Here is an 18,862-nt window from a genome sequence, read left to right on the forward strand (position 1 = left end):
ATAGACGGGCGGGACGCCCATCCCACAATAACAATTAAAATTATAAGTTATTTAATCCACGATCCTTAGCTATAAGCCCTGTGGAATTCATTCCCTGGCAAAGAGTTTCATCGCTTTTAATTCCTCCGTCAGATACACAACCTGAGTTAATCTACCAGTTATCAACCGCATGAGGTACACTCAGTCAAGTTCATTAGCGTTTTGGACTCGCACACCGCAATCCTCTTTCATGAGGGCGAGCAACTCATAACGTTTTAAGATAGCTCAAAGCTTGTGTTTAAAAACTCGCCCATTCCCTAGGTAGAAGTAAAAAGTCTAGCTTCCCTTTCTACCGATGGCGGATTTTCCTTAAAGTTGCTTGGAAAAATTGATGCGATCGAACAACTGCTTGATGAAAAAAATGATGCTAGTTTAAAATAGTTATGCCAAGGGTTTAAAAAAAAATATCCGCATCTAAGCCAGTATATCTTATTACGCGATCACCCAAAAAACATTAAATTTTAATTCAAATTTATCCCTTCACAGGTAAAACGATCGCAAACTCAGTCCCCACTCCCGGCTCGCCATTCACCTCGATGCTTCCGCCATGTTTCTCTACCGCAATCTGGTGGACAATTGCCAACCCCAATCCAGTTCCTTTGCCGACACCTTTCGTCGTGAACAAATGGTCGAATATCTGCTGTTTAACTTCCTCTTTGATTCCGGTGCCGTTATCAGCAATTTTAATTTTAATGTACCCTTCGCCGACTATATCCGTGCAGATAGTGATGCGGTTGGGATTGGCGGTAATTTGGCTAAAAGTTCGTCCTATATTTGACTCTTCTAAGGCATCGATCGCATTGGCAAGCAGGTTCATGAAAACTTGATTCAATTGACCGGGAAAACATTCTATTTTAGGGAGATTTCCGTATTTAGTTATCACTTCTATCTGCGGGCGGTGTTCGTTTGCTTTGAGACGGTGTTTCAAAATTAAAATAGCGCTATCAATGCCTTCGTGAATATTAAAAGGAACTTTGTAGTCTTTGTCGCCTCTGGAGAAGGTACGCAAACTGTTGCTGATGCTGCAAATGCGCTCGCATCCAAGTTGCATTGAATCAATCATTTTCGGTAAATCTTCCAAAAGATAATCGAGGTCTATCTCTTCGGCGTGGTCGGCTATTTCCGATGGCGATGCAGCGGAGCGATACAATTCTAAGTGTTCGATCACATCTTCCAAACTCCTTTTAGCTTCGCTTAAATTGCCAGAAATAAATCCAATCGGATTGTTAATTTCGTGGGCGACTCCGGCGACCAAATTACCCAATGCCGACATTTTTTCGCTTTGCACGATTTGCAGTTGTGCTTGCTGTAAATTTTTTAAAGTTCGTTCTAGCTGTTGATTTTGCTCTTGCAAAAGTTCGGCTGCTCGCTTGCGATCGGTGGCATCAACACCCAAACCGATAATCCCGATTGTCTCGCCCTGGGAATTTTTTAACTGCACTTTCGTGATTTCTAAATCGTGTAGTTTGCCGTCAACAAGTCTGAGAATTTCGCTGGAGTAATGCGGCAAATCTTGAGCAAGGCAGGCGGCATCTGAAGCCAGACAGCCCGCTGCATTCTCCCCCAGTATATCTTTATAGTGATCGACATCTAGGAAATCGCTTATAGCCACACCCACATCTTGAGAAAATGTCTTGTTCAAAAACTGTACTTTACCACTGGGATTAACCATCCAAATCCAAATCGGAGCGACATCAAGAATTGCTTGGAGCATTTTTTTCTGATCGGCAAGCTGAGCTTCGGTTCTGCTAAATTTTACTAGCGATCGCTCTAATTGTTGGTTGTAATCCTGATATTTTTTATAGAGCAGAGCATTTTGCAAACAGATGGCTGCCTGGGAACACAGGAGATTGAGAAGTTGCAGGCGATCTCGAGTAAAAACTCTTGCGGTTAAGCGATTTTCCAGATACAAAATGCTGACTAAGTTGCCTCGATCGAGAATCGGCCAACACAACAGGCTCTGCGGTTGGTATTTGAGGATGTAGGAGTCGGAATCCCAATCGCGTTGTTGAGCGAGATCCCGAACAATCACAGGTTTCAATAAATTTTTAACGCAGTCAACAATTTTGAGGGGCAAGATATCGCTGTTTTCATCGAGTGTTGCGGATGATAAGTCGATCGCCCACTCGACTCCCGAATTGTCCAGCGCGCTGGTAGCCGCGATTTCCCATTGATTGCCGTTTGGTAAAATCAGCGCTCCTTTGTCAGCTCCTGTATTTTTCATCGCCAGTTGCATGAGTTTGGCAATCAGTCGATCGAGTTCTCTTTCACTAGAGAGCGCTTGACAAGCTTTGAGCACTGTTGAAAAATTTCCGAAATCTGAGACGCTCGCTGAAACAGACGGATGAATGGACGGATGAATGGATGGATGAAGCGATTGATTTTTCCCAGCAGGTGTTGGAAAATTTGCTAATGGATGTTCAGAGAGTTTTGCGGTTTCTAAAATCGGTTTTAATAGTTGAGGATAACGTTGTTCTAAGTCGTCTATTTTGGCTCTATCTCCCCAGCGGACATAACAATCATAGGCATCTATCATATATAGTCTGGCAATTTTTTCCCTTCCTAATGACAGGTAAAATTTAGCAGCGAGTTCGCAGGCGAGAGCTTCTTCATTGACATATTCGTTAGCTTTAGCTCCGGTAATAGCTCGATCGTACAATTCCATTGCTTCTGCTGTCTGTCCCAAAACGCCCAGCAATTCTGCCTCAACCAGATCGAACTTGTGTTGGTAATTGCTCGGCGTATGGTGCGCGAATTCTTTGAGTTTTTTCTGACTAGCCCCAACGCGCTTCAGGATTTGTTGGCGCTCCGCGGGTGGGGCCTCTGCATAGATTGCCAAATCTGCCAGCGCATCATAAAAGTCGTGCATCATCGTTACTAGCATCAAAACACAATTCCCAAGATAAGGTTTACCTCCATTTCCCCTGTCGATTGGCTGCGGATTACGGCTCGAATATATCCCGAATCCGTGGCCTTTTTTTGCTAAATTTTATACACCTCTCTATAGCAGGTAACAGTCAAGATTAATTGAAAGATTGGAAGGTTTAATGTATTTGTAAATAACCGGTCTGCGTTTCATTCTGTCGAAATTTTCTGTTCTGTTTAGGACTATTTCTACCGATGCAATTAACGGTCGCTAATGCAACTTTTTGTGATTTTGGCAGCACCGCCTCCCAGAAATCCTCAGCCACAATGGCCTAGGTTTGAGAATTTTAGCGATGGGTTGTCGGTCTTTCTGGCCCATGAATCGAGCGATAGCCGAGCGAGAATCTGTGTACGATTGCGCGATTGCGCGATCGAGCGATACCCCGGTATTACCCTAGTCAAATATACTGCATTTATTATTGTGTCCATATTGGCTGACCTCAACCCAGACATTAACTTGACAAAACTTTATCTATATATCTTAGGGCATAAACACCATAATTTTCGAGCTGTCGATCAAAAAATCAAATTATCTATTAAAAAATAATGTTTTATACTTGGGCGATCGCGATTAAAGCTGTTTACTTACGTATAAGTTTCTGCTGTTAATCTCAAAAGCGATTAAATAAACGCAAAATACCGTATAAACACCTCCTTGTCATGTAGTTAAAAATACACACCTTAATTAATTGAATTTAATATAGCTCGATCGCCCAAATTTCCGCGAAGCGGGTCAAAAAGTTATTACCTTAAAAAATCTAAATATAATTTATAGAAATTAGAAAGAATCTGTCGTGAAAAAAGTGGCATTCCAGTCCCCTCTAGAAAAGGACAGGGCCGTTGCATTGTGGTGAAACCCTCTTCCACTCTACTTCCGGCCTAATAGCCCTCCCAGAGGTTAAAAACCAAATAAAATATTAATAGGCAGTAGTCTTCACATGACAATTCCCGCATCCAGAATACCCGCCACGCGATCGATCCGTCCAGAAATAAAAAACCTGTATCCCATAAAACTTGCCGAACGTATTTATCTCGCGCAAGTCAATGCTAAAATCTAAAATCTAAAATCTAAAATCTAAAATTGATTGACTTTACCTACATTCCGACAGAGGTTAAAACCCCTGTCGGAATGTAGCTTCCAGAAAAGGAAACAGCGTTATTTGAGATTAGTCGTCTGTCGCTCTTTTGGCCTATCGTTGAGTTAAGTCAATATCTCGATTCACTTTCGAGCAAATATCGTCTGAGGCATCTTGACCCTTCTATCTTGCATCTCGTGCTGCATCATTGATATTTTCTTGGCCGCCGGCGGTATTATATCTCAGAGACTCAGTACCTTCTGATACTCTTTCTTTTGCTCCCTCGGTGGCTTCTTTAACAATATCTTTTGCTCCCTTCAAGCCTTCGCGAGTGTTTTCTTTAAGATTTGCAAAGCCTTGTTTGGTTTTGTCGCCAAAGTCATCAGCTTTCTGCTGGGCGGTGCGAGCATCCTCCTTGATTTTTTCGCCAATTTGGTCGAGTTTTTCAGGCGCATCATCCGCTACCCGCCGCACATTTTCACCTACATTGTTGCTAGATTTCGTCTCAATGCGGCGCTGCGCTTGATCTTTGAGAAGCTGAGCTTTTGCTTCTGTTGTTGTCATCTTTTTGTTTCTAGGATCGACATCGCTGTAATCGTTCATGCCGCCTTTGAATTCGGACGTTACAGCCCCGCTCGGCACTTCTTCTCTAATTTGGTCGGCAGTTTTTCCTTTTCCTGTCGTCACATCAGTTTTTCCTGCCATAATATCAGGGGCGCTGCTGCAGGCCGTACTCACAAATACTAAAATGCCAGCCAGAAAAACTGTTAAAATTTGTACAGCTCGAATTTTTTTCAGAAATGCAGTTAGTCTCTTCATAAAAATGCTCCTTTCTATTGTGAGATGCTCAAATGCCTTGTGGCTTTGTAGATGTCTAGCCTTACCAAATTAGGTACTTAAACACTTTTTTAAGTATACGAATAGAAACTGTAGTTTTTCATCTATCCCAAGTTACATTCCTTAAGTTATAGTAGAAGGAAGAAGGAAGAAGGATCTTGATCTTGGCGAGCGGAGAGAAATCATCGATCGGGAAGAAGGAATGGACAATCCTCAATCTTTTACCCATTATTAAAAGTCGCAGCACACCCCACCGCAGAAGGCAATGTCGTTTGCATACATAGCTGTTTGGTTCTCCATGCCTGCAATATGTTGAAATGTTGTGCGTGTTCGGCTCAAAAAAAACCTTCTAGTCAGGAACTAGAAGGAATGTGGTGTATTATCTCAAGTACAACAAGGTCTTTAATCGCAATTGTGATGGCACATCCCGATCGCACACATCTGTCTAATGGCTGAAAGTATCTGTACAGTTACTAAGGATTTTGAATCGCTGTTTTTAGACTTTTGCAGAATTCGCCGATCGCCTCTAAACCCTGTTCTGGAGTTCCTTGGGCCAAGCGTTTGACAAAAGCACTACCAACAATCGCAGCATCTGCACCCCATTCTTTCACTTGGCGAGCGTGTTCGGGTTGCGATATACCAAACCCGACGCCGATGGGTTTGTCGGTGACGGCGCGAAGTTCTTGCAGCAACTCTTTTGCTCTCGTTTCTAAGCCTTCGCGCACTCCCGTCACCCCCGTCACGCTGACTAAGTAAATAAATCCTTGAGACTGGCGAGCGATCGCTTCTATACGACTTTTGGGACTTGTCGGAGCCACTAATAATGTTAGTTCAATCCCTAATTTGTTGGCAGGTTGGATGAGACTGTCTGCTTCTTCTAAGGGCAAGTCTGGTACAACCAATCCCTGAACTCCAGCACTTTTGATTTGCTGCAAGAAGGTTTCTATACCTCGGTACAAAATCGGGTTGTAGTATGTGAAGAGAATGATGGGCGATCGCAAATTCGGACTAACTTTCGCTACCATTTCCAGCACCGAATCTAACCGCGTCCCCCCCTGTAGAGCCCTTGTAGCAGCAGCTTGAATCACCGGCCCGTCAGCTAGCGGGTCAGAATAGGGAACGCCAAGCTCGATCGCATCTGCACCGTTATCATCCAAAACTTGCAGTGCTTTAGCCGTTGTCTCCAAGTCTGGGTCGCCAGCAGTAATAAAAGGAATCAATGCACATTGGTGGTTCTTGCGTAACGTTTCAAAACAATTAGAAATAGTCATTAGTTATTAGTCATCAGTCATTGGTTGTTGGCAGTTGGTTGTTGGCAGTTGGTTGTTGGCAGTTGGTTGTTGGCAGTTGGCAGTTGGTTGTTGGCAGTTGGTATTAGCTAATAACAACTAATATCATGTCCGAGCGATTAACCATAATAGCCCGGTCGGGGCGGGTTTTTGATATTGTCAATTATGGGCGGTATTGTTTGTGAACCCGCCCCTACAAAAATCGATCTCGCTCGACCGGACATGATATAACAACTAACCACTGACAACTAACAACTAACCACTGACAATTGACAACTAACCACTGACTAACTATCTTTTTCCTGCTCAATTTCGGCTTGAAGTTTGGCTAATTCTTCAGGAGTGAGTGCATCCAGTTGCTTCTGCAAGACAGCTTCTTTGTAGTCTTGCAATTGCTGGCTGTAGGTCATATTTTGAGTCAGTGCTCGAAATAAATAAGTCACCAGCCAGCCAATCAAGCCAGCAACCAAAAACAACTGACTCCAAATCCCGGCATTCATACTGTCGAGTCCGGCAAATTGCAGTAGCAAGTAGACAAACCCACCTGCTACAAAAAAGCCGACACTGATTCCAATTACGTCAATACGTCGCATTTAGGCTTCTATCTGCCGCCGTTTGGGCCGAAAATTCAAAAATGGAGCTAGGAGAAACATACCTGGGAAGAAGAAGAACATCAAGAAGTACATGAAGCCGCGCTCAAAAGAGGTAGCGACGTACCAGCGACTGTTCAGGTAAGCGTAGGTGGCCGCGGGTACTACCAGGAGGTAGGCTCCTGCCAAGACGGCGTAAAGCAGTAAGGTAATATACATAGATTTGCTTTAGGGGAATAATAACACCGGTAAGTCAGTTGACACGCTCCGTTAGCTGGTTAACTATTGTACCGCTTGCGGAGATCCAGCGCGACTTTTGGGAATTTTTTGATTAGGGGTTGCGTAAATTGGGGTTTTGGCTGTAGAATAAAAGGCTGTTGCTGTTAATCGCTCAAAACGACAGCAGCTTAACCAAAGGGGGGCGTGGCGGAATGGTAGACGCTACGGACTTAAAATCCGTTGACCCGAAACGGTCGTGTGGGTTCAAGTCCCTCCGCCCCCATCTATTTCAATCGTTTGTGATTCAACGGTTTCAGATTTCTTGTCACCAAGAGTTCTGTTTGCCGCTCAATTTTCGCGCTAATGGTTTTCTACTATGTCCAAAAGCGCCTCTATATCTGCCCAGTTCGCCCCGGACTTTTTGCGTCAGGCTGTCAACGAGTTGAGCAAGTCGGCTGGTTCTGGAAATGGGGCGGCTGTCGGAGCTGAGTTTAAATAGTGGAATAACAAATTATGTGCCGTCGTTAACACATTAATGTCCTCAAAATAGACAATATCTAGCTTCAAGTTTGAGATGAGGCGGGTAGTGCGATCGCAAACTCTGCTCCCCCTCCCAAAGATGAAATTACCTCTATTTTTCCCCGATGTTTTTCCACAATCTGGTAGCAAATTGCGAGTCCGATACCAGTGCCTTTTCCTGGTTCTTTCGTTGTAAAAAATGGGTCAAATAGCTTACTGTGGATGGCGGATGGAATGCCGGGGCCGTTATCGCAAATTCGCACCATAATTTGGTTGCTGTCCAACTTTTGCGTCTGAATTAAAATCTGAGGATTTTCCCCTTTTTTAGAGTCATGGGATGACTCTTCTAGTGCATCTATCGCATTTGCTATAATATTCATAAATACTTGATTGAGCTGCGCTGGGTAACACTCTATTTCGGGCAATTGTCCATAGTTTTTGACAACTTCAATTCCGTGCTTGAGCCGACTGTTCAAAATCAACAGTGTATTGTCAATGCCTTCATGAATATCAACTAATTTCATTTGAGATTCATCTAAGCGAGAGAAGTTTCGCAAAGACAAAACTATTTGCCGGATGCGTTCTGAACCTATTTTCATAGATTCAAGCAGTTTTAGTAAATCTTCTGTGATAAATTCTAGTTCTATTTCTGCGATTTCTTGTGCGATCGCCTCTGTGGGTTGCGGGTATTCCTGCTGATAGAGACGGAGTAAATTCAGCAAGTTTATAATATACTCGTTGGCGTATTCTAGGTTGCCGTGAATAAAATTAATAGGGTTGTTGATTTCATGGGCTACGCCTGCCACCATTTGCCCTAAACTGGACATTTTTTCGGTTTGGATTAACTGGGTTTGGGTGTGTTTTAGTTGGTGAAGCGCTGCTGTAAGCTCTTCTGTTCTTTCTTCTACTCGCTCTTCCAAAGTTTGGCGAGCCAGCTCTAATTCATGGGTGTATTCTGCTACCCATTGAACTAATTGATTGATGGATTTTGCTAAGGTTCCTACTTCATCTTCTGTGGTGACAGGTGCTTGCAAATCAAAATTTGCTTGTTGAGTAATAGTTTTAGCAACGCTGGTTACAGCTTGGATAGGGATGGCGATCGCGCGGCTGGTACAGATGGCTAGAAAAGTAGCGATCGCAACTGACACTAACATACTCACTACGATGATTTGCACTCGCAATTTCTCAGCTATATTAAAATTCACATAGGCTTGTCTTTGCTGTGCCTTAGCTACTTCTGTCATCAAGCTCAAACTCTCTGACAGTCGCTCAAACTTAACATCTAGCTTAACAGCTCTATCCCCTCTGATTAAATCCAATACTTGCTGCTGTGCCTCTTTAACTTCTTCGGGTTTTAGTGAGGAGGGAGCTATTTCTGGCCAAAAAGATTTGAGCAATTGAGAATAGGAATCTGTCGCAGTTGTGTAACCGTCTAACAATTCCTTTAAATCAGCAGAACTTACTGCTAAGTCTGTGGAATGTTCTTCCGTAAATAAAGCTAGTTCTGCAATATTTTTTTTTACTACATCAACATCTTTCAAGAACTTAGCAGTTTCATATTCAAACCAGATTGAATTTCCCAAGACAGAGATTAGCCGTTTGGGATGTGACTGCACTGCCTGCACGGAATATTCTAAATCCCTGAGCAAATGTTGTTGCTCGTCGGCGAAGGTTAAAGCTTGGAAAGCTTGCTTTTGGTAATAGTCTCCACAGAGCATTCCCCCTGTGGTTCCTAGTACGGCTATTCCCATTGCTAGGGAGTAGCCATAATTAATTTTTTTGGCAATGCTTAACCGAGAAATGAAACGGTTAATTGCAGTGAAGGGAGTTTTTGTGAGAGGATTTTTGATGTCGCGAGATCCTTCAGTGACAGCGGCATTATTTTTTCGTCTATTGAGGATAAGGTTTTTTAACCTCACAGCCCCATTCTCTCCCTGTTCAAACTTTTGCATACTGGCAACCAGATATAAATTTTAACAAGTTTAGTAGTAAATGCACATAAATAAAGTCTCTTATTCGCAGTAGGGAATATTCCCTATAGTTGATGAATTAAGGGCTAAAGCTATACTACAAATTGGGTATTAGATAAAATTTAACCTTAAAAGACATTCCCCTGACCAATGGCTTTATAAACTTCACGAATCATGTTATAATCACTGTCGTTTGCTGGCACCAGTTTAGCTCCTTGATACTTATCATTAGCTTTTCCAACTAAAATTGCTTCAATTAGCTTGTCTTGATTTTCTACCAGGCGATCGCGCATTTTTTCAACAACAACAATAGGCAGATTGCTACTAGCTACAAACAAATCATTAGGCAAGGGTTGCCCTGTTGCGATTAGCCGAAACTCACTTTCAGATAAACCCTCGCTATTGAGCAAGTTTTGGTATCTTGTATAACCGATTGCTAAGGCATCAACTTCACCCTTTTTGAGAGCTTGTAAACCATTTTTACCCAACATTGAGATTTTGATGTCAGTTTGGGGATTTAAGCCAGCTTCGAGTAGAATTTTAATCGGGCCTAAATGACCGCTAGTTGAACCTACTTCCCACATAGCTGTTGTTTTACCTTTCAATTGTGCTGCTGACTTAATCTCGCTATTGGCAGAAACAGCAATAATTGAGTGATACTCCGGGCGGGTGATGGCAATGATGGGAACAGCATTTGTCCGGGCCCGCATAATCACGTATTCAGATGGCCCTGTTAGAGCTAATTTTAGCTGACCAGACTGGAGAGCTACGGCTGCTGCTATATAGTTATCTACGGGGAACAATTCAATTTTTTTCTCCAAAACTTCCCCTAGAACAGTCCGAAATGTTTGATAATTTTGCTGCAAATCTTCTGCACCCCGAACATCAGTTACAGCAAATTCAAGGGTTTCTGGTTCACTTACGGCAAAATTGGAAGAAGTGCGATTAGATTGATTTACTGTTGTAGAACAACTTGCTACAAGCAATAGCGATAACCCAACAAAATGCCGCCGCTTCATAATTTTTAGGAGTTTTAGTGGCAGTTGAAAATTGCATGACTATTATAAGCTATTTGGAATAAGCTTTCGTTAAAATAGATTATCCGTTGGTTAAGCTTCAGTCAACTGTTGCGGCAAAATCATTAAGAAAATTTTTGTCTATCGGTGTTATGGTTGGGAGCATAAGGCAGCGGCTATTGTAAACCTAACTCATTAAACGCTGCCAGCCTTAACTCACAGGAATCGCAAACGCGGCCAGCAACTTTATCGCTGCCGTAACAAAACCAAGTGTTTTCGCAAGGCACTCGCCCATTATGGCCTAATTTAATGATTTCTGTCTTTTTTAGCTCAATCAGCGGTAAGCTGTGGAGCATTTAAAATGGTATTGTATGGTGCGTCAGTTTTAAGGCGTTTTCCATGTATAGTCAGTGTTCGCTTCGCTTCGCACCCGGAGCGACCTCGTTAGTGGTTTAAATGCTCCACAGCTTATTAAGATAGAGAGTGCATCACGTTCTTTCCCCTATTGTGCCCCTATGCGAAATACTTTTTGCATGGTTTGAATATAATGGGGGCGACAGTCTCGATAGCGGGAATAATCTAAAGTCTTGATACTAATGTATACGCAGCAACTGGCAAAGTAATCACAAATTCCGTGCCCTGTCCTATTTGAGAGTTTACCTCAATTTTGCCTTGATGTTTGGCAAGGATTTGATAGGAAATAGCCAATCCCAATCCAGTACCTTTGCCGATCGACTTTGTAGTAAAAAATGGGTCAAATATCTGTTGGGCACTGGCGGACGCAATTCCCGGCCCGTTATCCCGAATCTTGACGGTGACAGTATTCTCTGCCGTAATTTCCGTGCTAATCCAAATGGTTGGCGAATAGCCTTTGTCTTGCTTTTTCACCTCCTCCAGCGCATCTATTGCATTACTAATAATATTCATAAATACTTGATTGAGTTGGGCCAGATAGCACTCAACCGCAGGCAACTTGCCGTATTGTTTAATAACTTGAATACCTTGTTTGAGCCGGTGATTGAGAATTACGAGGGTGCTATCAATTCCTTCGTGAATGTCGGCTGATTTCATTTTTCCGTCGTCCGATCGCGAAAAATTCCGCATGGATACGACAATTTCGCGAATGCGATCGGCTCCCATTTTCATCGAAGAGAGGGTTTTTGGCAAATCTTCTCTGAGAAATTCGAGTTCAATGTCTTCGATGCGCTCTAGAATGGCATCTGGTGGGTTGGGATAATATTCTTGATAGAGAGTTACCAAACCTGCCAAATCTTCGATATATTGGTTGGCATAGTCAATGTTGCCCCCGATGAAGTTGACAGGATTGTTAATTTCGTGGGCTATCCCTGCCACCATTTGACCGAGAGACGACATTTTTTCGGTTTGAATTAATTGGGATTGAGTTTCTTTGAGTTCTTTTGTATACTCGCTAACTCGCTGAATCAATTGATTGAAAGAGACAGCTAAAACTCCGATTTCGTCGTCGGTTGTGACTGGTACTTGCAGGTTGAAATTCGATTCGCGAGCAACTTGCTGAGCGACATTAGTAACGGTTTCGAGGGGTTGGGCGATCGCGCGGCTGGTTTTGTCCGCTAGCAGGGCGGCTAGGAGTGCTGAAATTAGCATACTCCCGAGAAGAATTCGGTTTCGCAAATTTTCAGATTCTTCTAATGCTTGGATTCCTTCCTGTTTGTGAATTTCTACTGTAGAAATTAGCTCGGTTAAACTGTGAGCGAGGCCATCTAGTACGATCGCCTCTTGGCCGCTGCTAGTCCTCAACATTTGTAGCTGTGCGGACTCGATGCTTTTGGGGGGCAAATTCCCCACTTCCGCTTCTTTTAACTGCAATTTAATTAGCTGAGCGTAGTAATCAATGACGAGGGCAGATTTCTTCAATATAGCGTGCAATGCTGCTTCTTCTGTTGCTAGTCCTTCGGGATGTTCTCGTGCGAAAGATTCAAGTTCTGAAATCAGGATTTTGGCCTGATTGATTTGCCCGACAAAGCGATCGTGTTCGTATTGCAGCCACACGGCGTTTCCCAAAACGACTGGCAATCTCGCCGCGTGCGATCGGGCTTCAAATACGGTATTTTGCAAATTTTGCAGCAGTTGCTGCTGCTGCCCAGCAACATTTACCTGAACTAAAGCTTGCTGGTGAAAGTAGTCTCCCAATCTCAGTCCCGCACCAGTTCCCAAAATCGCTATGCCGATAGCTAAAGCATAGCCATAGCTGATTTTTTGACCGATCCGCAAATAGTTGAATCGTCCTTTTAGCCAACTTATATTAATGTTTGAATGGTGTAACAAGGTTTTTTTAGCAGAGTGTTCTTGCTCTACTTTGCTATCTTGGGGCTGAGTGTGGGTAAATAATAACATTGAAAGCTCCTCCCAAAACAATCAGGAGTAATTGAGCGAATAAATGCAGAAGGCACTTATGCTGAAAGCAGAAAGCTGTTTTGAGTGTTTAATTTTTAAATTTTAAATTTTTAACTCAAAAATCACAACTCAAGACTCAAGGCTTCCCCTAGTATCTCTCTTTTTCGACTAGAGTGTTTGTGATCTATATCAACAATCTATGTGATTATACGCAAATTTACAAAAGTTATGATAAGAGCGATTAGTATTTGTAGTCAGTTGGAACACAAGCCCCAACTACCGGCTCTCCCCGTTTTTCTTTTTCTGCCAGTTCTAGGTTGAATTCCAGCACTTTTGCTAAAATATCGTCGCTGTCAGTAAATCCATAAGCTGCATTACATTCGCGATCGAGCGCTTCATGAAGTTTATAAAGTTGACTTGTGGGTTCTTCAAAAAACTTATTGTAAACTTGAGTAATTCCCCACTGCTTTGCGGACATTTGTTGAGTGCGGTATTGATGCAATTCGACCGCCGTTGCCCGAATTTGCTCTACTGATTTACGAGTCGGTGTCTGGGGAAATGGGAAAGTTTCAAAGCAGGTATTGTGGGTGTATGCGATATCTCCTTTGAGAGTTGATTTTTGAGCGTGCATCCAAATTCGGTGAATGTTAGATGAGAGAATGCCGAGAATATAAAAGTCTTCTGAGGCAACAACTACTGATTTGTCTCCCGGCAGCCAACTAACGGGGGCGGGAATGAAGACAGCCCACTTTGAGACTCTCGGTACAGTGAAGTAGTCAGATAAGGGGGCGATCGCCTTTCTCATTCCTTGATTAGTACGCTTAAATCTCCACCACTTTTCTCGCAGAATAGCTTCGCGGTTTTGCTCGCGTTCAGGTTTAACATGAATCCTAATATGCTCTAGTGGTAGTTCGTAATTGCTAGCTTCTTCAATACTCATATCATTAAAATCAATAATCCAGCGTTCCGGCGTACAATTAGGATTTTTTGCGAGATTTGCCCCCATTGAAAAAAGTTTAAGAACCTCTTGATTTTTCGCATCAGCTTTAATCCAATCATTAACCTGCTGTTGAGTAACAATAAACCCCATTCCCACTGGAATTACACCTTGAAAGCATTTGTTTGAGTTCGCTGACAACCGGGCAGCTTGAGAAACATCAATCGTAGCTTGTAGCGAAGAGTTAATACTTGAAACCGCGAGATTATCTAAATAGTAAACTTTCGGCTTTTCCTTGCTCCAGTTAATCAAACTAACATGAACCTTAGCTTCCCCAGACCAAGGCTGAGTAGAAACGGCTGCATAAATGTAACCGCCATTTTGCGCGACATAATCTAAAGCAGCAGCACGACTTTTACCTTGACTAATTGAATTAGTAGCAACTAAACCAGCCCTGCCATTTAGTTCTAAATTATTGTGAGCAATGCGAAACCAATAAGCACAAAAATCAACCGAATCTTTCACATCAGGAAAGCGTTTAAACACGCGGTCAATATATTCATCTCCCAGGGCAATTCTCATGTGCTTTCCGCCTAAAAACGGAGGATTCCCGATAATCGCGTCAGCCTTTACCCAATCAGTAAATAAAGCATCAGCACAGACAATATTTTTATCCAAAGTATCCAAAGGCAGAGAAGGTTCTTTCAATCCCAAATTGTCGATCGCCACCTTGCGGCCAATCATCAACGTCACTCGCGCCAACTCCACCGCAAACGAGTTAATATCCATGCCGTAAAATTGCAGCGGCGTGACTAAATTCATATAACCTCTTGTACCGTCGAACTCGTTTAGCTTATCTAAAAGTAACTTTTCAACTTGCTTGAGTTCCTGATAAGCTACATACAGAAAATTACCCGAACCACAAGCCGGATCTAGGACGCGATAGCGACCTAATTCTTGGTGCAGATTTTGCAGTTTGGCTACGGTATTTGCAGCGTTAATTCGCTCTTCCCAGTAATAGCTAATTGTGGGCAAAACAATGCGGCGAATGTCTCCCTCAGTAGTAAAGTGAATCCCGTAAGCGCGGCGCTGTTTTTTATCTGTTTTCAAAGCGGATTCAAAGATATTGCCAAAAATAGAAGGGCGTACCTGACTCCAATTTTGTTCGGCACAAACTTCTAATATTTTCAACTCTCCCTGTTGCAGTTCAATGGGGTGTATTTCCGAAAATAATCCGCCGTTGAAATACTCGACTCCTTCATAACGTCCTGCGGGCGTGACTCCCTGCTGATTCATTGCTTGAAATAAGCCGCCCAAGACATCGTAAGAACTTGCTCCTTCTAGGCAATCTTTGACGCAGCGAGTAAAGAATGCCGGCGGCAAAAGTCCTCTATCTTCGGCAAACATTGCTAAGACGCACTGCAACACAAATCGCTGGGCCTGAAACTGATTAAATTTAGCAAATTTGCGCTCTTGGCCGCGATCGATTAACATTTCCAGCAGCATCCCCATTCTGCTAGCAGCTTTTTCGGTAATCTCGACTTGGTTGTTTTTGAATATGGGGCGGCGGCTGGTAGATTCCATGAAGGCAAAAGCGGGCGATCGCGCGGGCAATTGCTTTAGGGATATAATGTCTACAGGCTGATCCGGCTGAAGGTCGAAATCGTAAATGTGAAACTCGTCAAAATTGCACATCATCACGTAGCGCGGGCGATCGTCTTTTTTGAGGCGAATATAATAGCGTTCTGTTTGGGTGCGGTGTTCTCTTTTAGTCAAATCTTCACCGCGCTTTTTCATTTCAATCAAAACGTGCTTTTTCCACACCAAATCAGCAAATCCGAGTTGACCTTTTTTGCTGCTTTTTTCTATGCGTTCCTCATAGGTTGCGCCGGCTTCTAATGCCCCCTCGTGGCCGAAAGCCCGAAAGAAGCGGTCTAAAAATACCTGTGCTTGTCCTTTTTCATCGCCTGTAATGTGTTGTTGGCAGTAGGTGACGAATTTTTGGAGGCTTTCAGGGGTGGCTGGCATGGGAGGATAATTTAAAACGCATATTAATTAGTATAATCTGGTTAGAAGTTACGCAGCGATCGCTTAAAATTTCGATACTCCCTAGCCTTTTTTAAAGAGAGTAGAATTGATTCATACTTCCTTGGCCCGCCATGCCCGCCATGCCCGCCATGCCCGCCAGGGACTGAAGTCCCTGTCTAATAGCAAAAGTCGGTTGAAACCGACTGAAATACAGGACTTACGCACAGCAAGCAAATACTAACTTTACAGTCCTCATAGCGAGGACTTTCGCTTTGAGGCAGGGAATTCATTCCCTGCCGGACTATCGGACTGTCGGAATATCAAACTACATCAGTGACCGATCATCCAAGGCCGTCCCCCTCGGTGTTCGCGATTCCGCTGCGGTTTAGGTTCCTCAGAACGCTTAACTACCTCCGGTTCCCGATTTTCTTGACCTTTCAACCGCAGCTTTCCAGTTAGAATCATCGGCGGCGAAAAGATGCGTTTAGCAACAGTTTCGCAACTCGGACAAAGCACCGGTGTATCTGCTTCTGCAAGAGGGCGCCACTTATCAAAAGTGCCGCAAGTTTCACACTTAAAATCGTAGAGAGGCATATCAATTTTTGATTGCTGATACTAACAGGACTTAGGCAAAGAAACCGGGTTTCTCTGCAAAATCGTTGGTTGATAACTAGAGATTTACGAAGAAACCCGGTTTCTGACCTCGACGTGCGTCCAGGACTGTAATTAAGACGGCAGAATATCCATCTGGAAAATTTCTGTCGGTAAAGCAATAGTGCAGCAAGCATTGGGAATATCCACAATGCCACTGATGCGACCCTCAACCGGAGCACAGCTTAACAGTAAATACGCTTGTTCTCCGGTAAAACCAAACTTTTTCAAATATTCGATCGCATTCAAACAAGCTCGGCGATAAGCAACGTGGGCATCCATATAATACTGCTGACCCGTAAATTCATCAACAGAAATCCCTTCAAAAACGAGGTACTCAGAATAGCGGGGTTCCACCGGCCCGGGTTTGAAAATCGGGTTGACCATCGCGTATTTATCCATGCCACCTTTGATAATATCAACGTGGAGGTCGATGTAACCCGACATTTCAATTGCCCCGCAGAATGAAATTTCCCCGTCTCCTTGAGAAAAGTGAATATCTCCCATCGAAAGTTTCGCGCCTTCGACATAAACCGGGAAATAAATCCTCGAACCCCGCGACAGGTTTTTAATATCGCAATTGCCGCCGTGTTCGCGGGGAGGAACAGTGCGCGCCGCTTCTGCCGCCACTCGCTCGAATTCTGCCCCTTGCAGCGACCCCAAAACAGCATTTTTGGGGTTCGGCAGTGCTGCTAAAGGCGGCACTCTATCGGGATTTGTGGCTACTAATTCCGCTTCCCGTTTGTTCCATTTATTCAACAATTCCTGAGAAGGAGCGCAGCCGATTAAACCCGGATGAGTAATCCCAGCAAACCTGACTTTTGGTATGTGTCGGGAAGCGGTATAAATTCCCTGAAAATCCCAAATTGCTTTAGCAGCAGTCGGAAAATGTTCGGTCAAGAAACCGCCGCCGTTTTCTTTAGCAAAAATTCCCGTAAAACCCCATTCGTCCCCTTGCAAAGCCCCGATATCGAGGATATCGACTACTAAAATATCCCCGGGCTGCGCGCCGTTAACGTAAATTGGCCCGCTCAAAACGTGAACTACTGTTAAGTCTACATCGCGAATGTCGTCGGGATTGTCGTCATTTTTAATTTGTCCGTCTGTCCAGTCTTTGCACTCGATGCGAAATACATCGCCGGGATTGACGGAAACTACTGCTGGAATATCTGGATGCCAGCGATTGTGACCGACTAATTCCTGTTCGGACATCGGTTTGGTCAAATCAACTTTGAAGAGAACTTGAGGCATATTCTGCACTCCTCTAGTTACTGATTTTTACATGGTACGCGCATCTTCGCCGATCTGATGGTTGATAAATGTAAATTCTTATACTAATAAGTGCAGAAACCAAAAATATTTCCGATAACGATTATCATTATTTAACTAATTGGAGGGAAGCGCCGCAGTCGTGGTATGTTTTTGATAGTGAATGTTTTTAAATTAAAAAATTAGTGACTGAAAATTTGACCAAACAACATATAGATCAAGTTGAAACTGGATGGCACGGCCACCTCAATTTAGTCTACGCTAACCGCAGCGGTGCAACTCAAATCATTCACAATCAAATGCAAGCACCCCTCAAGGTGCAGCGCCCGTTTTATCCTGAAGGGAAAGAGATTTGCCACAGCGTCATCTTGCACACGGCTGGGGGAGTTGTCGGGGGCGATCGACTTTCGGGCCATTTTCACCTCCAAGCCAACGCCAAAGCCTTGATTACCACGGCCGCCGCTGGTAAAATCTATCGCAGCAGCGGACTAGAATCACAACAAAATATTGACATTAAACTAGAATCTGGTGCTAATTTAGAATGGCTGCCCCAAGAAACTATAGTTTTTGATGGCGCCATATATCGGCAAAATTTGCGGGTAGAATTAGCACCAACAGCGAAGATTTTACTGTGGGAAATTACCAGATTTGGACGCAGTGCTAGGGGCGAAAAGTTCTTGTCGGGAGAATGGATCTCGCACACCGAAGTCTGGCAACAAAACAGTCCTTTATGGATTGATAGACAATTGCTAAAAGGTGGAGAAAAAATGCTCGAAAGTCCTCACGGCCTCGCAGGAAAACCCGTAGTCGCCACCCTCGCTTGGGTAGGCGAACCCGTAACCACAGAAGTCGTCGAAAAAGTGCGAGATTTGCCATCTGAGGCAACAATTTATCCTGGTAATTCCACCGTCGGCGTGACTCGTATTCCTAACGGTTTGCTGTGCCGATATCGCGGTACATCCACAACTGCAGCGAGAGACTGGTTTGTCAGCATTTGGCACTTGCTGCGCTTGTCTTTTTCAGAACGCCCTTGCTGTTTGCCCAGAGTTTGGATAAAATAGGATGATATTTGAGTTTCAATCTATAGTTGCCCTCCTAACTAGATTATTCATCTCTCTCTT

Annotated in this window: 15 protein-coding genes and 1 tRNA gene; 3 read left to right on the top strand and 13 right to left on the bottom strand. The window is 43.6% G+C overall.

Annotated elements, in window-relative coordinates; all coding sequences use genetic code 11:
- Positions 1-511: 511 nt before the first annotated feature.
- The 5 genes from QUA50_RS10620 to ndhL all read right to left on the bottom strand — a co-directional run bounded on the left by QUA50_RS10620 (position 512) and on the right by ndhL (position 6,975).
- Positions 512-2,923, bottom strand: a complete 2,412-nt coding sequence (locus tag QUA50_RS10620) for an ATP-binding protein (protein WP_333263065.1) — start codon at positions 2,921-2,923, stop codon at positions 512-514.
- A gap of 1,300 nt (positions 2,924-4,223) precedes the next feature.
- Positions 4,224-4,859 (bottom strand): DUF6658 family protein, encoded by a 636-nt coding sequence (locus QUA50_RS10625; RefSeq protein WP_333262926.1) that lies wholly within the window; start codon positions 4,857-4,859, stop codon positions 4,224-4,226.
- Between the two features lie 491 nt (positions 4,860-5,350).
- Positions 5,351-6,148, bottom strand: a complete 798-nt coding sequence (trpA, locus tag QUA50_RS10630) for a tryptophan synthase subunit alpha (RefSeq protein WP_333262929.1) — start codon at positions 6,146-6,148, stop codon at positions 5,351-5,353.
- A 305-nt stretch (positions 6,149-6,453) separates the two neighbouring features.
- Positions 6,454-6,759 (bottom strand): DUF3007 family protein, encoded by a 306-nt coding sequence (locus QUA50_RS10635; protein ID WP_333056347.1) that lies wholly within the window; start codon positions 6,757-6,759, stop codon positions 6,454-6,456.
- The gene (gene ndhL, locus QUA50_RS10640) at positions 6,760-6,975 is read right to left on the bottom strand and encodes an NAD(P)H-quinone oxidoreductase subunit L (protein ID WP_193972727.1); all 216 of its coding nucleotides are present in this window, start codon (positions 6,973-6,975) and stop codon (positions 6,760-6,762) included.
- A gap of 198 nt (positions 6,976-7,173) precedes the next feature.
- Here ndhL and QUA50_RS10645 point away from each other — a divergent pair.
- Positions 7,174-7,258: transfer RNA gene (locus QUA50_RS10645), tRNA-Leu, on the top strand.
- A gap of 93 nt (positions 7,259-7,351) precedes the next feature.
- Positions 7,352-7,474 (top strand): hypothetical protein, encoded by a 123-nt coding sequence (locus QUA50_RS10650; RefSeq protein WP_333298638.1) that lies wholly within the window; start codon positions 7,352-7,354, stop codon positions 7,472-7,474.
- Positions 7,475-7,538: 64 nt separating this feature from the next.
- Here QUA50_RS10650 and QUA50_RS10655 read toward each other — a convergent pair whose 3' ends face one another.
- The 8 genes from QUA50_RS10655 to fmdA all read right to left on the bottom strand — a co-directional run bounded on the left by QUA50_RS10655 (position 7,539) and on the right by fmdA (position 17,723).
- On the bottom strand, positions 7,539-9,446 hold the full coding sequence (locus QUA50_RS10655) for an ATP-binding protein (protein WP_333262931.1): 1,908 nt from the start codon (positions 9,444-9,446) through the stop codon (positions 7,539-7,541).
- Between the two features lie 146 nt (positions 9,447-9,592).
- The gene (locus QUA50_RS10660; protein ID WP_333262934.1) at positions 9,593-10,483 is read right to left on the bottom strand and encodes a phosphate/phosphite/phosphonate ABC transporter substrate-binding protein; all 891 of its coding nucleotides are present in this window, start codon (positions 10,481-10,483) and stop codon (positions 9,593-9,595) included.
- A 173-nt stretch (positions 10,484-10,656) separates the two neighbouring features.
- The gene (locus tag QUA50_RS10665) at positions 10,657-10,836 is read right to left on the bottom strand and encodes a 7-cyano-7-deazaguanine synthase (RefSeq protein WP_445243153.1); all 180 of its coding nucleotides are present in this window, start codon (positions 10,834-10,836) and stop codon (positions 10,657-10,659) included.
- Between the two features lie 146 nt (positions 10,837-10,982).
- A complete protein-coding gene (locus QUA50_RS29255; RefSeq protein ID WP_445243154.1) occupies positions 10,983-11,111 on the bottom strand; it encodes a 7-cyano-7-deazaguanine synthase in 129 nt (42 codons plus the stop codon).
- Positions 11,060-12,856: an ATP-binding protein gene (locus tag QUA50_RS10670; protein ID WP_333262936.1), complete on the bottom strand. Its 1,797-nt coding sequence runs from the start codon at positions 12,854-12,856 to the stop codon at positions 11,060-11,062. The genes QUA50_RS29255 and QUA50_RS10670 overlap by 52 nt, the downstream gene beginning before the upstream one ends.
- Positions 12,857-13,097: 241 nt before the next feature.
- Positions 13,098-15,821, bottom strand: a complete 2,724-nt coding sequence (locus tag QUA50_RS10675; RefSeq protein WP_333262315.1) for a DNA methyltransferase — start codon at positions 15,819-15,821, stop codon at positions 13,098-13,100.
- Between the two features lie 330 nt (positions 15,822-16,151).
- Positions 16,152-16,415: a zinc ribbon domain-containing protein gene (locus tag QUA50_RS10680; RefSeq protein ID WP_333211433.1), complete on the bottom strand. Its 264-nt coding sequence runs from the start codon at positions 16,413-16,415 to the stop codon at positions 16,152-16,154.
- Positions 16,416-16,547: 132 nt separating this feature from the next.
- Positions 16,548-17,723: a formamidase gene (fmdA, locus tag QUA50_RS10685; protein ID WP_333211431.1), complete on the bottom strand. Its 1,176-nt coding sequence runs from the start codon at positions 17,721-17,723 to the stop codon at positions 16,548-16,550.
- 203 nt (positions 17,724-17,926) lie between these two features.
- Here fmdA and QUA50_RS10690 point away from each other — a divergent pair, with 203 nt between their 5' ends.
- Positions 17,927-18,802 (top strand): urease accessory protein UreD, encoded by an 876-nt coding sequence (locus tag QUA50_RS10690; protein ID WP_333211429.1) that lies wholly within the window; start codon positions 17,927-17,929, stop codon positions 18,800-18,802.
- The last annotated feature ends 60 nt before the right edge of the window (positions 18,803-18,862 follow it).

This window comes from Microcoleus sp. M2_D5 (assembly GCF_036701935.1).
GTDB lineage: Bacteria > Cyanobacteriota > Cyanobacteriia > Cyanobacteriales > Microcoleaceae > Microcoleus.

Bases quoted from the DNA above. Each gene is read 5' to 3' on its own strand.
- QUA50_RS10620 (WP_333263065.1), bottom strand. From the start codon at position 2,923: ATGCTAGTAACGATGATGCACGACTTTTATGATGCGCTGGCAGATTTG.
- QUA50_RS10625 (WP_333262926.1), bottom strand. From the start codon at position 4,859: ATGAAGAGACTAACTGCATTTCTGAAAAAAATTCGAGCTGTACAAATT.
- trpA (WP_333262929.1), bottom strand. From the start codon at position 6,148: ATGACTATTTCTAATTGTTTTGAAACGTTACGCAAGAACCACCAATGT.
- QUA50_RS10635 (WP_333056347.1), bottom strand. From the start codon at position 6,759: ATGCGACGTATTGACGTAATTGGAATCAGTGTCGGCTTTTTTGTAGCA.
- ndhL (WP_193972727.1), bottom strand. From the start codon at position 6,975: ATGTATATTACCTTACTGCTTTACGCCGTCTTGGCAGGAGCCTACCTC.
- QUA50_RS10650 (WP_333298638.1), top strand. From the start codon at position 7,352: ATGTCCAAAAGCGCCTCTATATCTGCCCAGTTCGCCCCGGACTTTTTG.
- QUA50_RS10655 (WP_333262931.1), bottom strand. From the start codon at position 9,446: ATGCAAAAGTTTGAACAGGGAGAGAATGGGGCTGTGAGGTTAAAAAAC.
- QUA50_RS10660 (WP_333262934.1), bottom strand. From the start codon at position 10,483: ATGAAGCGGCGGCATTTTGTTGGGTTATCGCTATTGCTTGTAGCAAGT.
- QUA50_RS10665 (WP_445243153.1), bottom strand. From the start codon at position 10,836: ATGCTCCACAGCTTACCGCTGATTGAGCTAAAAAAGACAGAAATCATT.
- QUA50_RS10670 (WP_333262936.1), bottom strand. From the start codon at position 12,856: ATGTTATTATTTACCCACACTCAGCCCCAAGATAGCAAAGTAGAGCAA.
- QUA50_RS10675 (WP_333262315.1), bottom strand. From the start codon at position 15,821: ATGCCAGCCACCCCTGAAAGCCTCCAAAAATTCGTCACCTACTGCCAA.
- QUA50_RS10680 (WP_333211433.1), bottom strand. From the start codon at position 16,415: ATGCCTCTCTACGATTTTAAGTGTGAAACTTGCGGCACTTTTGATAAG.
- fmdA (WP_333211431.1), bottom strand. From the start codon at position 17,723: ATGCCTCAAGTTCTCTTCAAAGTTGATTTGACCAAACCGATGTCCGAA.